We start from the raw sequence: 14912 nt of genomic DNA on the forward strand, positions 1-14912 counted from the left end.
CCCGGTCGGCCCGGTGATCCCGGTGACGCCCGTCGGCCCGGTCGGCCCCGTGATGCCGGTGGCGCCTGTTAACCCGGTCGGCCCTGTGATGCCAGTGCCGCCCGTCGGTCCGGTCGGCCCGGTGATGCCTGTGGCGCCCGTCGTCCCAGTAGGTCCCGTGATGCCGGTGGCGCCCGTCGGTCCGGTGGGCCCGGTAATGCCGGTGGAGCCGGTCGGCCCAGTAGGTCCCGTAATGCCGGTAGCGCCCGTCGGCCCGGTCGTCCCGGTGATGCCTGTGGCGCCCGTCGTCCCAGTCGGGCCCGTGATGCCAGTGGCACCCGTCGGCCCGGTCGGCCCTGTGGTGCCGGTCGGCCCGGTCGGCCCGGTAGGACTCGTACCGGTGGCGCCCGTCGGCCCGGTCAGCCCTGTGATGCCGGTGAAGCCTGTCGGCCCGGTCGGTCCTGTGATGCCGGTACCGCCCGTCAGTCCGGTCGGTCCTGTGATGCCGGTACCGCCCGTCAGTCCGGTCGGTCCTGTGGAGCCGGTGCTGCCCGTCGGCCCGGTCGGTCCTGTGATGCCGGTGCCGCCCGTTGGTCCGGTCCGTCCTACGATGCCGGTAGCCCCGGTCGGTCCGGTGAGCCCGGTCGGTCCTGTGATGCCGGTGCCGCCTGTCGATCCGGTAGCGCCCGTCGGCCCTGTGATGCCCGTCGGCCCGGTCGGTCCTGTGCTGCCGGTCGGACCCGTGGGTCCAGCGCCCCCGGTCGGTCCTGTGATGCCTGTTAATCCGGTAGCGCCTGTTGGCCCGATGACGCCTCGGGCCCCGTTGGAGCCAGTTATTCCGGTTGGACCGCGGACGCCTGCACCCGTTGACCCCGTCGGTCCGGTCGCTCCGCGTTGACCGATCTCCTGCCAGTCGGTCCAGGAGTCTCCTGCAGTCTGGGTGCTGCGGTAATAGAGGACGGGGTTCGAAATATACAACTGCTGACTATAATCTCCAACCTGCGAGACATATACGGTCCATATAGCCGGATGTTCGACTGGCGGGCCATCAGGTGGCGGGTCTCCAGTGGGACTACTGGAGCTGTAGACGCCAGCTTCGGTCAAGTTGTTCAGACGGGTTACAGAGGGCTGCTCGGTAAATGGTAGCGCCTCAATGTCCTGAGGATCCAGCACAACCATTCCTGCCTGCCCATTGACGCTGTCAACCGCCCCTGCTGGACCCGTGACACCAGTGGGACCCGTTGGTCCGGGTATGGTCGGAATGGCAGAGGCGCTCTTTAATTTCGAGTCCAGCATCATCTCCTGACGGAAGATGGTCTCCAGCATCGTCTGCGTACTGGCATTCACCTCCAGAACTTCGGCCAGCGTAGCGGACGAGCCGCTTATTCCCGGCAGGGTGCCCAGAGCATATTGAATCTTCTCGCCCTCTGCATTGATAATATGAGCCAAACCAAGCTCTTCCATGGCGATCGACGAGAACAACAGGTTTACGACATCGTCCCTTGACAAGGTGATCGTAGGAGATACATTGGGGATATTGGGAGTGGACAAATAAAACCCTCCTTTTGATTACGTTATATCAAAGTAATAATGGTTACGCCGCATCTGTCGCTGTAAATAGTGACGGCTGCACCTCCGGCATTTTGAACTTCCAACGTAGCATCTCCCTCGACGCGAAGATCAATAATGGCGCTTGTTGAATGGTTGGTATATGAGTTATTGGTTGCCTGTGTAAGCGTACCCTGAACAAACATGTTGGGATCGTTAGGCGGGGTGCCCGTTGCCAGGCGGAAAATGGCATTCGTGTTAACCCCTATCGTGTAAATAACCAGGTAGGCATGCCCGGCAGTTAGAGTAAAGGTTCCTGTGGCCTGATTATGTTGAACATTATTGTTTGTTCCAATGGATTGGTCGAATGGTACGCCTTCTCCGGTTGGGAGATTTACATCCGCGGATAATGTAGCATAGATGAATTCATTGGCTGTCCCGGTAGCTCCCGTAGGTCCGGTCAAGCCGACGTGCCCGGTAACGCCCGTGGGGCCGGTGAAGCCTGTAGGTCCGGTAGCCCCGGCGAGTCCGGTGGCGCCAGTGGGCCCGGTAAGCCCGGTGAGTCCGGTGACGCCCGTGAGTCCGGTAAAGCCTGTGGGACCGGTGAAGCCTGTGGGACCGGTGAAGCCGGTCGGTCCAGTGAAGCCGGTCGGTCCAGTGAAGCCGGTCGGTCCGGTGAAGCCTGTGGGTCCAGTGAAGCCAGTCGGTCCAGTAAAGCCGGTCGGTCCAGTAAAGCCCGTCGGTCCGGTGAAGCCTGTGGGACCAGTGAAGCCGGTCGGTCCAGTGAAGCCGGTCGGACCAGTGAAGCCGGCCGGTCCAGTGACGCCGGTAAGTCCGGTGACGCCGGTCGGTCCAGTGAAGCCGATCGGTCCAGTGAAGCCCGTGGGTCCTGTGAGACCAGTCGGTCCAGTGAAGCCGGTCGGTCCAGTGAAGCCGGTCGGTCCAGTGAAGCCGGTCGGTCCAGTGAAGCCAGTCGATCCAGTGAAGCCGGTGGGTCCGGTGAGACCCGTCGATCCGGTGACGCCCGTCGGTCCAGTGAAGCCAGTCGATCCGGTGACGCCTATGGGTCCGGTGATGCCCGTGGGGCCGATGACGCCGGTGGGTCCAGTGACGCCGGTGGGTCCAGTGAAGCCGGTCGGTCCCGTAACGCCCCTCGGCCCGGTAGCCCCAGTAGCTCCGGTGGCGCCAGTGGGCCCGGTAAGCCCGGTGAATCCGGTGAAGCCGATAGGCCCAGTCGGGCCAGTGGGCCCGGTGAAGCCCGTGGACCCGGTGAGACCAGTAGGTCCAGTGACGCCGCTGGGTCCAGTGATGCCAGTGGCTCCTGAGGTACCGGTGGGTCCGGTGACGCCGCTCGGTCCGGTATGGCCGGTCGGTCCGCTGATTCCCCTCAGTATTGTCCCGGTCGGTCCCGTAATGCCGCTCGGTCCCATGACGCCGGTGGGACCAGTAATGCCAGCTATACCGGTGACACCGGGGGTGCCATCGACACCATCAGGTCCAGTAGGGCCTGTCGGCCCACTCATCCCTGTATGTCCGGTCATACCGATGGCCCCGGGTGCTCCTGCACCCGTCGGTCCGGAAGGGCCGGTTAGGCCGCGTTGACCGATCTCTTGCCAGACAGTCCACTGTCCCCCGTCATCCTGGCTGCTGCGGTAATAGAGGACAGGATTGGAGATGTACAGTTGCTGGACATAAGCTCCGACTCCAGAGACATACAATGTCCAGACGGCCTGATGCTCTGTCGTTGGAGGACGTTCGAGCAGAGGCGGTGGCGTCCCATCAGGGTCATCCGAGCTGTAGACACCGGCTTGTGTGAATGAATTTAACCGGGAATCGGATGACTCTACGTTTAAGGGCAGAGCATCTATCGCAGCAGCATCGAGCGTAACGACTCCAGTCTGGCCGTTGACACTTAAGACGCCGCCTGCAGCGCCCGTAGGTCCGGTCAACCCGGGGGGGCCAATCACGATGGGGAGATTAGCGGCCGTCTTTAATTTCGAATCCAGCATCATTTGTTGCATGAAGATCGTATCCATCATGGATTGGACGTTATCATTGACCTGCAGGATCTGTGCCAGTGTGGCCGGCGGACCGCTCATCCCCGGCAGGGTGCCCAGTGCATATTGTATCTTCTCTCCTTCTGCATTAATGATGTGGGATAATCCGAGTTCCTCCATCGCGATGGAAGAGAGCAACAGGTTGACGGCATCGTCCCGCGTCAATGTAATAGATGGCGTTATATTCGGGATATTAGGTGTAGACAAATGGAGCCCTCCTTTTTAATTTGGACGTTCAGCAGATCATCTCAGTGTGACAATCGTAATTTGACTTCTTGCAATAACAATTGGTGCACTCGAATTTAGAACATTCCGAACTTGCAGGGTAGTGTCTGGTTCTGTCGTAAGATCGATTATCGTAGACGAAAAGTAGTTTGCTTCCGAGCTGTTTGTTGCCTTTGTAAGTGTACCTGGCACCAACGTTGGGCCTGGGCCTGTAGCCAATTGAAATTGTCTATCCCGCGCTGATGAACCGACGGAAAAGATGACCAGATAAATATGACCGCCAGTTAGCGTGAATATTCCCGTTGTAGAATCGAGGTCTATATTGGTTCTTCCTGTTGCAGGAATAATAGTATTAAAGGGAACGGGGGAATTCGCATTAGCTGTAGGATCAGCAGCACCCGTACAGGTGGCATTGGCAAAATCGCTGGATAATGCTGTTATTCCCACTAGACCGGTAGGTCCGGTGGGGCCGGTAATGCCCGTAGGTCCGGTGATGCCTGTCAGACCAGTATGGCCGGCGGGACCGGTAAAGCCCGTAGCTCCAGTGATGCCGGTCGGACCGGTAGGGCCTGTGGATCCCGTGGCGCCGGTGTGTCCGGTGACGCCCGTCGACCCCGTGGCGCCAGTGTGTCCGCTAGCCCCGGTAGATCCGGCAACCCCCGTAGGTCCGATCCCTGTCGGACCCGTGATCCCAGTCGGTCCGGTAGCGCCTGTGGGCCCCGTAACGCCCGTGGGCCCGGTAACGTCTCCCGTTGGCCCGGTAACTCCGGCATGTCCGGTGACGCCGGTCGGCCCTGTACTGCCTGTCGGTCCGGTGGCGCCGGTGTGTCCGGTAACGCCGGTGTATCCGGTGACGCCAGTTATGCCAGTCGTACCGGTGGGACCGGTTGTCCCGGCTATCCCTGTGACGCCGGTTGGCCCCGTGACGCCCGTTGGCCCGATTACGCTGGGCCCGGTAACGCCAGTAAAGCCGGTCGGTCCGGTGGGGCCGGTAACACCCGTAGGTCCGGTAGTGCCGGTAGAAGCGGTGGCCCCGGTGGGCCCGGTTATACCTGTTGATCCAGTGGCCCCCGTCGGCCCGGTAACGCCTGTCGGTCCGGTAACCCCCGCGAGCCCTGTGAATCCTGTCGGTCCCGTAGAGCCTGTGGGCCCGGTGAAGCCTGTCAACCCAGCAATCCCGGTGGGCCCCGTAAGCCCTGTCGGCCCGGTGATCCCCGTAGCTCCAGTGAAGCCTGTAGACCCGGTAGAGCCCGTGGGTCCGGCGAGGCCTGACCATCCAGTAAAGCCTGTGGGACCTGTGTCCCCTGTGGGCCCGGTAACGCCTGTCGGTCCAGTGAAGCCTGTCGCTCCGGTAGGTCCGGTGGGTCCGGTAAAGCCAGTGGGGCCTGTAACTCCCGTAGGTCCGGTAACGCCTGTCGGTCCGGTCCCCCCGGTGTGCCCGGCGGCGCCCGTAGGTCCCGTAGCTCCGGTGAGCCCGGTGGGGCCCGTAGGTCCGCTGCTGCCTGTGGAGCCAGTATCTCCTGTGGCACCCGTGGCGCCTGTAGCGCCCGTAGCGCCAGTGATGCCTGCGCCGGTGGGCCCCGTAATCCCTGTCATCCCGCGTTCGCCAATCTCTTGCCAGTCGGTCCAGTAAGTCCCTTCATTGGGGCTGCTGCGGTAATACAGGGCGGGATTGGAGATATAAAGCTGTTGAACGTAAGGTCCGACCCGCGACACATACAGCGTCCAAACCGCCTTATGCGTGACAGGTGGCGTGTCCCTTGGCGCTCTCCCATTGGGATTGTCGGAGCTGTAGACGCCGGGCTGGATGAATGAGCCCAGGTCAGAGTAAGAGGGCGCCTCATTATCCGGTAGAGCCCCTACTTCCTCGGGCTCCAGCACAATAGCCCCGCTTAGTCCGTTAATACTGGTAACCTCACTTGCGGCGCCAGTTGGCCCTGTGGGTCCTATCGGACCCGCCAGATTGGGAACGCTGGAAGCTGTCCTCAGCTTGGAATCCAGCATCATTTCCTGCCTTAAAACCGTATCCAGCATACCTTGTGCGCTGTTATTTACCTGCAGGATTTGTGCCAGGGAGGCAGGCGGTCCGCTAAGACCGGGTAGAGTACCCAGGGCGAACTGGATCTTTTCTCCTTCCGCATTAATAATATGAGCCAAGCCCAGTTCCTCCATCGCGATGGAAGAGAAAATCAGGTTGATTACATCATCCCTCGATAAAGTAATAGATGGGGAGATATTTGGAATATTGGGTGTCGACAAATAAAGCCCTCCTTCGTCTGTATTGAACGGCGCGACAGCCGCCTCACGAAAACGCCATTTTAAATGCGCTATGCGGCAAGCGAGGGCCTGTCGCGCGATAAGCTTATGGTCGGGGTGATAGTGGGCAGATTGGGAGTGGACATAGGCTGCACACCTCCTTTTTACTTGACTGTGTCGATTCATTGCAGGCGACAACCGGACAGGCAGGAGCGCAAGCTTATACGGTATGCCGCATCCGGTGGTCTACTGTACGTTATGTCCAAGCTCTCGAGCTTGTACATCCAAATGCCCTGTAAATCCGTAAAAAGGGCGGAAAACAAAAATGCAGTCGTTGTAACAGGCCAATGCGTGGACGGCCTATTATTACGACTGCATGTACTCAGTTCCAAAAATATTGCATCTTCCTATACCCGACATCCCATAGGATTTGGTTGCCCTCGATGGTAATCCTAAGCTCGCTCCCCGCCTCCACAGGCATCTCAAACGTCGCCGGGAACAGCTCCGGGTATAGACGTTGCTCCTCTCCCGAGCTGGTCAACACCTCGCGTCCATTGACGGACAGACGGATGCTCCCCTCATCATCCAACGGTTCGGGTATGCCATAATGGAAGGACAAAATCATCTCCTCTTCATTCGTATAGGTGAATGTTTCTGGATGGTCGCTTCCGGCAGCATACAGATTATATTGGGGGGTTACGTCCTGACCATTTACCGAAAAAGGATGCGGCGTTAGTCCTGTTGTCAGGTTCCCGGAGCTGTCTATCCATTCGTTTATCGCAACAAAGGGGCCTTCTTCTTTTGTTAACGCCTGATCCACAATTCCGCACAGTCCCCATACCCCTGCAAAAAGAACCGCGGAAGAGATGGCCGCTCGTATCAGATTGCGCCAATCATTTTGCGCACGAAAACCAAGCTTGTACGCTCCAAAACCGATGGCTGCGCCTAAAGAGTTCTGAACGGCGTCGTTCATGTCAAAGCTGCCGAGGAACGTAAGGGCCTGCAGTGTCTCCAGTACGAGAATCGACACAAAAAACAAGGTCATGAATCGAACAAAATTGACCCGAAAGAACAATGGGATCAAAAGGCCAAAGGGAATAAAGGCGGCGATGTTGCCAAGGTCGACAAGCGTCATGAGACTAGGATGAAGAAGATCAGTTAGAGCCGGCATCTTGAAGAAGCTGTCTGGCACAAAGATAAAGGTGTATCCAGAGATGTGTTCTTTGGCGTCCGTTCGGCCGAAGGCGAAAAACATGAAGTAAAGAATAGCAACCGTATAGAGTACGGATAAGGTTAAGATCATCTTCCGTTGTTTGGTCATCGTTAGCTCCTTATTGTCCTGGAATGGCTGTTTCATAGAATTTCTTCTCCCGAAGTCTTTGACGTAACGTAAGGAAGAAAGGTTGAGTCGAATGTCGCATGGACAACCTATTTTCCTAGAAATTGTCACTTCCCTTATCATCGATGAATACCATGTGGACAGGCGTAAACAAACGCTAATCCAGAGAGCCGGCCGGTTCTCTACGGCATGGAGGGATTACGATGATCGAATGGTTGAAGAAATATGCGCACCTCGGGTCCGTAAGACAGGGATGGAAGACTTGGTCCATCTACAGAAAGGTTCTGTTGCTCGGAGGGATTGTCGCGGTGGCTGCGGGTCTGGCTGCCTGTTCGCCCGATAATGATGCTGTCGCTAAGGTCCCCGGAGGAGAGGTGGTTTACAGCTTCTATACTGAACCGCTCAAGGAAATGACCTTTACGCAGACGATTCTGGATAGTCCCGGTCGAGGCAACGTCTTTTGGGGCACGGAATTTGAGTTTAACCGAACGGTGTATGGCTATACCGGCTTTCAGAGCTGGAAGAGCGGGGATGGACAGTTTTTATTTTCGGTCTGGGGAGCGACCGCTTCGTCCTCCAGCAACCCGAACGTAGTATGCTCGCCGTTTGAGGAGAATGGGAAGGGATATGGATGCCATATCGTAACAAGGCCGATTACAGGCCACACCTATAAGTTCCATCTGAAGGAACGCTCTCCTGGCTATTATGGGGTCGAGGTAACGGACGTTACGGCAGGTACTTCGTTTGATCTTGGACAAGTTCGGATCGAACCAGATTTGGAGATATCAGGGACTCAAGTCAGACCTTTTACGGAATACTTTGACTGGAATAACACGAACACCCGTTGCGGAGACGAACCTTACTCCAGGCTAGTCAATGAGGCGCCTACTACGATCTACAACGGCAAAGTAAAAACAGCATCCTATATTTATTTTAAGATAAGCTCTGACTGTCCGGGGGCCAGCAAAATTATGATCCATGGGGATCAAGCTGTTCAGGAATACGGGATTGGCAACTCTCCGGGCGGCGAATTGATCAATCAGGCGAATGGCCTGTGCGCGGACGTCATGAACGGCAGTAGCGAAGCGGGAGCACAGCTCATCCAGTATCCCTGCAATAACGGAAGCAATCAGGTATTTGTATTTGCCGCCGACGGGACGCTGCACACACAGACGCATTGTCTCGATGCAGGCTCATCTCCTCCAGATGGAGCCCCTCTCGTCCTGGCAGAATGCAATGGATCGGCTACACAGCAATGGAAGCTGTATCCTTACGGAATTGAAAGTCATGGCGGATTAACGATAGGTGTTGAAGATTATTCAACCAGCAGCGGCGCTCGTCTTATCGTGAAGAAAATCGATTATAGCAACTACCCTTACGAGACGAAATGGACCTTCAACACCGAGCCTAGTCAATAATAGCCAATCACGCACCAAAAATCCCCCGGGGCTCAGGTAGCCTCGGGGGGTTGCTGCTAAAGGGGGAATGAAGCTAAAGGGTCAAGCATGAATCAACTTCAATGTCTCGATCCGCTTCGCGCCTACGCTAAGGGCGACGTCTTGCTGTTGCAGCGACAGCGAGCCATCTGCCTGGTCCGCCTGCTCCTCCAACAGGTTGGTCAGGCGGACGCTGTCCAGCGATACCGGCGCGCTGACTCGCACTACGCTTGAGCTCGGCTCGACATTGTACAGACGGACCACCGTCCCCGTACCATCCTCTGCGGGCTTGAATGCAGATAACAGGACGGCTCCGTCGATGGCGAGCAGGGCCGCTTGCCTTGGCAAGGGCGGTTTCTCCCGATTCGGAACGGGACGAGTGGACGATCGGCCGATGCTGGTCCCTTGAACCCAGGTGCGGCCCTGAGACCATTTCTCCTCGTTGACCGCGAGCTGCTTGGTACGCACTCCCTGATGCCACAGCTCGGCTTCCTGGTAGAGCGCGGTACGAGACAAGCCTGCGAACGGTCGTACGGCTAGCTCCAGCGTATGCCGACCGAGGCACTGACCTTTCGGTTGGATGTCCTCTTCGAGCGCGATCGCTTCGCGAATATTGATCGTCTCCACGCCGCGCAGCAGGGTCAGTCCCAGCGTCCTGCCTTCATCGATCATCTCGTACTCCATCAGGCCCCTGGCGAATACGCTTAGGCCATCGGCGGCGCCAGCGCGATCCTCGGTCGAGGAGAGGGCGGCGACCCATTTCCAGAACGGCTGGCCATTGCAATCGCGCTTCCACTGGCGGCCCGTATCCCAGGCTCGCTCGACGGCATCGAACTGACCGCCTGCCCAGATCCCGGCTGCCGGCGTATCCAGCGGGAATAGCAACCGTAGTCGGTGGTCGCGAGCCGTATTGTTGACGTCCAGGCGCACATCGATGCTCTCGCTCTCGCGGTCCAGACGCAGGCTGACGACCATCTCGCATGCAGCCTGCTCCTGGAGACGTTCGGTCAGCTCCGGGTTCAGACCCGCAGGCAGCGCCCAGGAGATGCGGTACGAGCAAGCTTCGTACAGCTCATTACGAACATAGGAGGTCCATTCGACGGGACCGTCCCACTGGATCGCCGTTTCTACTGGCGTGTGTACGTACAGATCGCCCCGATCGCCGGCATCCTCCAGCCTTCCGAGTCCGCGTATCGTAACCCCCGTTGCTTTGTTCGTCGCGTGGAAGGTCCCGTCCGGCTGCATCTCTACACGGAGGAACGCGTTCTCTAGCACAGGCGCTGCGAGCGTCGCTCCTGTATCGAGGTCCTCGACAGGCGGACATGCCGGAGCTTGGACATGCGGTCTGATCCGGTACGTTATGTAAGATAGAGCAGGTACTTGAGGCTGCCATTCGATATCGAATCGTCTCACCTGCAGGACGCCCGGCAGGTTGATCGGACTGAGCACGCGCTTGTTGCTCGGGTGCTCGGAGACGATCCGATAAGGGATCGCGTTGCCGTCCGGATCCTCCAGCACGAACTGCTCCACCTGATCCTCCGCCAGGAAGTAGATCGAAGAGCGTATGACCGAGCGTGCCGTCAGTTGCGAGGTATTGACGACGACCAGCTTTTGATCGTCAGGCTCCAGGCCGGCGTCGGATACTTGTCGGGCGAGTACCGTCAGCTTCTTGTCGATCCATTCCTCGGCGATCTCGCGTATACTGGCGTAACGATCCATCATATGATCGTGCACGGCGTCTGCGCTGCAGCCGCATATGCTGTCATGCGGGTGATTCTGCATATACATCTTCCATACGAGGCGCATATAATCGGCGTCATGGTCATCCAGATCCTGCAGCGCGCACCAGGCGGACAGCGGCTCCATCCATTTCTCCAGCAGATCGTGACAGGCTGCATTGGCCTGCTTGATGTAGACCCGGCTGGAGAGCGTCGAGCTCAGGATGGAGTATTCCTCGCCTTCGCGCAATTCGCCGTCGACGACAGGGTAGGCTCGCGTCCCCCGCTCGGCATCCTCCTGCATGATCTGTTGGATCCGCTGTACATACGCTGGCAGCGTGCCTTGGACGAAGGTATGCTCGTCCCCGTACATCGCGCGAAGCTTGTCCAGCACCACGGTCAGATCCTCCTGAGCCTCCAGGTGATCGACGCCGTTCATCATGAGATAGTAGGGGATCGGTCCCGCTTCGCTCTCCCGCTTGCTCATCATCTCGAAGAGCGTCCGCAGCTGTTCGTCATCGGTCGGCAGACGTTGCGCATTATTATACCAATGCGGCATCAGGATGCCCGTCACCTCCGAGCCATCCGCGCCGCGCCAGATCGCGTAGGGGCTCCCGTGAGTTTCCAGATCGTAGCCGCGGCCAAAAACGCTGGCGTCGAGCCCGACCCCCCGGAAGATTTGAGGCATTTGACCGAGCAGACCAAAGTGGTCGGGCAAGTAGCCCACCTTCATCTCGCCGCCCAGCGCTCTCGACACGCGGATGCCTTCGATCAAGTTGCGAACCGTCGATTCGGCGCTGGTCAGGAACAAATCGTTTTGCTCGTACCACGGACCGATCAGAATGCGGCCTTCCCGGATATAGCGTTGCAATTCCTCCCGCTTATGAGGCCGTACCTGCAAGTAGTCCTCCATGACGATCGTCTGTCCATCGAGATGAAAGTGGGAGAATTTCGGGTCCTCCTTCAAGAGGACGAGCAGATTGTCGATCAACTGGACCAGCCGATAGCGAAATTGCTCAAACGTTAAGTACCATTCGCGGTCCCAGTGGGTATGGGAAACAAAATGAAACGTCTTTTTTGTCGTTGCAGCAGATTGCGGTTTATCGGGCATATCATGTTCACGCTCCAAGAGTCGATTTGATAGCTGCCATCAGATGAGGGACGGCACCAATAAGGATTTGACGGAATCGCGTTCGATTAAGGTGGAATTCACGTACACAAACTGCGCTTCTTCATCGGGATGCTGCAATCGCCATTGCATGCGCTTGAGCGCCTTCTCGGCAAACTCGAACTTGTCGATATGCATGGTCGTCAGTGCCGGGACCATCGTCTGGCTGAGATCGGTATTATCGAAGCTGATGAGCGACACATCCTCCGGCACGCGGACGCCGCTGATCTGGAGCTTGGATAACAGGATGTGCGCAGCCATATCGCAATAACAGACGAACGCCGTGGGGAGCTGCTCCGGCAACGAAAAGTCGAGGTGATATTTGCCGCTTTCGTCGTTATTGACGATATTCCAATCCTGGCGATGCTCGAGTCCATGCTCCGTTAAGGCTCTGAAATACCCGCAATATCGATCCATAACGCTGCTCGTGTAGTTCGGGTTGCCGACAAAGCCGATCGCTTTGTGTCCTTGCTCCACCAAATAATTTGTAGTGAAATAACCCATCCGGTAGTTATCGGACACGATATAGTCCAAGCGCAGATTGTTTTTGTAAAAGTCGATCGCAACGACCGGTATCGGCAGATCGGATAGCGACTTTAGATAGTTGCTATTAATTTCGCCTGCGATAAACAGACCGTTCAGCTCGCTGTACTCTTGGGAAAACGCTAAAGGGTAAGTCAAAGTATCCTCTTCCCTCGGCTCAAGGATGTACAGGCTTAAGCTATAGTGCAGGAGGGCGCACTCTCGATTCAAGTAATAGAAGATCTTCGTATAGAAATCATCGATCTCCAGAAAAAAACGTTTGGGAACGATGAGCCCCAGCTTATAGGCGGTCTGACTCGATTTTTCCTTGCGACTGACATACCCCATTTGTTGGGCTATTTCGATGATTTGTTTTTTTAGCGCCTCGCTGACGCCGGGCTGGTTTTTTAGTGCCTTCGACACCGTAACCTTCGTAATCCCCAGCTTGCTGGCGATCGTATCCAATGTTACTTTTTCCTTCGTCATTCTCAACCCCCCCTAAAAAAAGGTAGCAGATACTTAGATATGCATTACGATAACTATACAATAGAGTAACCTTACTGGTCAACAAAGTAAACAAAGATTTCATAACCGATCAAAAGAGGGTCAGGGCGCTATATATCTACAATGAAAGCGAAAACAAAAATTGTGACGATTCAAATTAAAAGTGTTGACACAAAAATACGAAGTGAAATATACTGGCGAGGAAAGGTTAATTACTTAAAAACACCAAAAAGTAAGGTTACAAAAAAAAGAGATGAGGGGAATGGTTGAAGATGATTGTGGTGGACGTCCATTGAAGCATAAGGGACTAAGGGATTTGGTGAAACATCGTTACATATATCTGATGGCGCTTCCGGCTTTGTTATTCAGCTTGATCTTTTCCTATTTGCCGCTCGCAGGCATCGTCATGGCCTTTCAAGATTTCCATCCGATCAAGGGTATTTTTGGAAGCGAATTCATAGGGCTGCGCAATTTTGAGTTTTTCTTCCGAGGTCGGGATTGGTTCACGGTGACGTTTAATACCGTCTTTCTGAATCTGTTGTTTATCGGCTTCGGCACCGTGCTGTCGATCACGCTTGCGATTATGTTGTCCGAGCTTGGCAAAGGCCTGCTGGTTCGAGGCATGCAGTCGATCATGATTTTGCCCAACTTTATATCGTGGCCGATTGTCGGACTGTTTTCTGTCGCTTTTCTGACTGCCGATTCGGGTACCTTGGACGGACTGCTGGACTGGCTGGGAATCTCGGATGCCTACATGGAATATTCGATTTGGCCGGCGATTTTGCTCTTTTTCAGCTTATGGAAGGGCGCAGGCTTCGGAGCGATTGTATACTTGGCGGCGATCGCCGGCATAGACAAGGGGTTATATGAAGCGGCGAAGATCGATGGCGCCAGTCGGCTCCAATGCATCTTCCGCATTACGCTTCCGATGCTTAAGAGCACGATCATCATGTTATTTTTGCTTGCCCTGGGCGGCATCTTCTCCGGGACGCTCGATATGGTGTATTCGTTGGTCGGCGACAACTCGTTCCTGTTCCCGACGACAGACACGATCGATACGTATGTCTTCCGCGCGCTGCGTACGCAAGGCTCGTTCGGGATGTCCCAGGCCGTGGCGTTGTATCAATCGATCATCGGCTTCATCCTTGTCGTGCTCTCCAATCAACTGGTCAAAAAATTCGATAAAGATTCATCCATTTTCTAGAGTGGAGCGGTGAAAGCAATGAGAATATCGTCCTTATGGTCATTGTCGACGTTGTTTTATCTATTTACGGCCTTGTTTTCCTTAGCCTGCATCTACCCGTTTGCGCTCGTATTGACGAGCTCGTTGACGGATGAGGTGGAGCTGATCCGCAATGGCTACGCTTTATTTCCCGACACCTGGTCGTTTGCGGCCTACAAGGCGATCTTCAGCACCTCGACGATCCCGAGAGCTTATCTTGTAACCGTATTCGTGACGGTTGCAGGTACGTTGATCAGCCTGATCGTCACGAGCATGATCGCCTATGCCTTATCCGGCCGCAAGCTCTATTACCGCAATCATATCAATTTCATTTTTTATTTCACGATGCTGTTTAACGGCGGACTCGTATCCTTCTATATTCTGATCACCCGTTACTTGCATCTGACGGACTCCATTTGGGTCTATATTATCCCGTTTGTGCTCAATCCGTGGAACATGTTTCTCATGCGCAACTTCTTCAATGAAATCCCGGACGAGCTGTACGAATCGTCGAGGCTGGAGGGAGCGGGGGAGTGGCGGATCCTGTGGCAGATTGTATTGCCGTTGTCCTTGCCGGCGATGGCTACGATCGGTTTGTTCTATGCGCTGATGTATTGGAACAGTTGGCAGCCGGCGATGCTCTTCATCAACAATGACAAGCTATTCTCGCTGCAATATATCATCATGCAGATTATCCGCAACATTGATATTGCGCAAAATATCGCCGTGACCAGCACGGGCGGCTCGTTGATCAACACCCAACGTCCGCCGGCATTTACCGTCAGACTGGCGACAGCCATGGTTACGATTGGCCCGATTATTTTCCTCTATCCGTTCCTGCAGCGCTATTTTGTAGGAGGCTTGAAGATCGGCGCCATCAAAGGTTAAGACACAGCTATCATCAGCCTAAGCTGAATTAGCATACACACCTATCGGAG

9 protein-coding genes are annotated in these 14912 nt (G+C 56.0%); 3 read left to right on the plus strand and 6 right to left on the minus strand.

Going from position 1 to position 14912, the window contains the following annotated elements; translation table 11 throughout:
• The 4 genes from PA598K_RS38755 to PA598K_RS08210 form a co-directional block, all read right to left on the minus strand.
• A partial coding sequence (locus tag PA598K_RS38755) for a collagen-like protein (RefSeq protein ID WP_305779505.1) occupies positions 1-1530 on the minus strand: 1530 nt, incomplete at its 3' end.
• Positions 1531-1553: 23 nt separating this feature from the next.
• Positions 1554-3791, minus strand: a complete 2238-nt coding sequence (locus PA598K_RS39200) for a collagen-like protein (protein ID WP_446674096.1) — start codon at positions 3789-3791, stop codon at positions 1554-1556.
• A gap of 36 nt (positions 3792-3827) precedes the next feature.
• Positions 3828-6068 carry a collagen-like protein gene (locus PA598K_RS37825; protein WP_305779508.1) on the minus strand — a complete coding sequence of 747 codons (2241 nt, stop codon included), beginning with the start codon at positions 6066-6068 and terminating at the stop codon, positions 3828-3830.
• Positions 6069-6447: 379 nt separating this feature from the next.
• Positions 6448-7386 (minus strand): VanZ family protein, encoded by a 939-nt coding sequence (locus PA598K_RS08210; RefSeq protein WP_128656538.1) that lies wholly within the window; start codon positions 7384-7386, stop codon positions 6448-6450.
• A gap of 221 nt (positions 7387-7607) precedes the next feature.
• On the opposite strand from PA598K_RS08210, the gene PA598K_RS08215 reads away from it, so the two are divergent.
• Entirely contained in the window at positions 7608-8822 is a 1215-nt protein-coding gene (locus tag PA598K_RS08215) for an RICIN domain-containing protein (protein WP_128656487.1), read from the plus strand.
• 81 nt (positions 8823-8903) lie between these two features.
• Here the strand turns inward: PA598K_RS08215 and PA598K_RS08220 are convergent, their stop codons facing one another.
• Together PA598K_RS08220 and PA598K_RS08225 are read right to left on the minus strand one after the other, a co-directional pair.
• A complete protein-coding gene (locus PA598K_RS08220) occupies positions 8904-11669 on the minus strand; it encodes an alpha-mannosidase (RefSeq protein ID WP_128656488.1) in 2766 nt (921 codons plus the stop codon).
• 39 nt (positions 11670-11708) lie between these two features.
• The gene (locus tag PA598K_RS08225; protein ID WP_128656489.1) at positions 11709-12734 is read right to left on the minus strand and encodes a LacI family DNA-binding transcriptional regulator; all 1026 of its coding nucleotides are present in this window, start codon (positions 12732-12734) and stop codon (positions 11709-11711) included.
• 337 nt (positions 12735-13071) lie between these two features.
• On the opposite strand from PA598K_RS08225, the gene PA598K_RS08230 reads away from it, so the two are divergent.
• On the plus strand, positions 13072-13956 hold the full coding sequence (locus tag PA598K_RS08230; RefSeq protein WP_260405322.1) for an ABC transporter permease: 885 nt from the start codon (positions 13072-13074) through the stop codon (positions 13954-13956).
• An 18-nt stretch (positions 13957-13974) separates the two neighbouring features.
• Positions 13975-14862, plus strand: a complete 888-nt coding sequence (locus PA598K_RS08235; RefSeq protein ID WP_128656491.1) for a carbohydrate ABC transporter permease — start codon at positions 13975-13977, stop codon at positions 14860-14862.
• The last annotated feature ends 50 nt before the right edge of the window (positions 14863-14912 follow it).

Origin of the sequence: Paenibacillus sp. 598K (genome assembly GCF_003851045.1) — a bacterium.
Taxonomy (GTDB): Bacteria; Bacillota; Bacilli; order Paenibacillales; family Paenibacillaceae; genus Paenibacillus_D.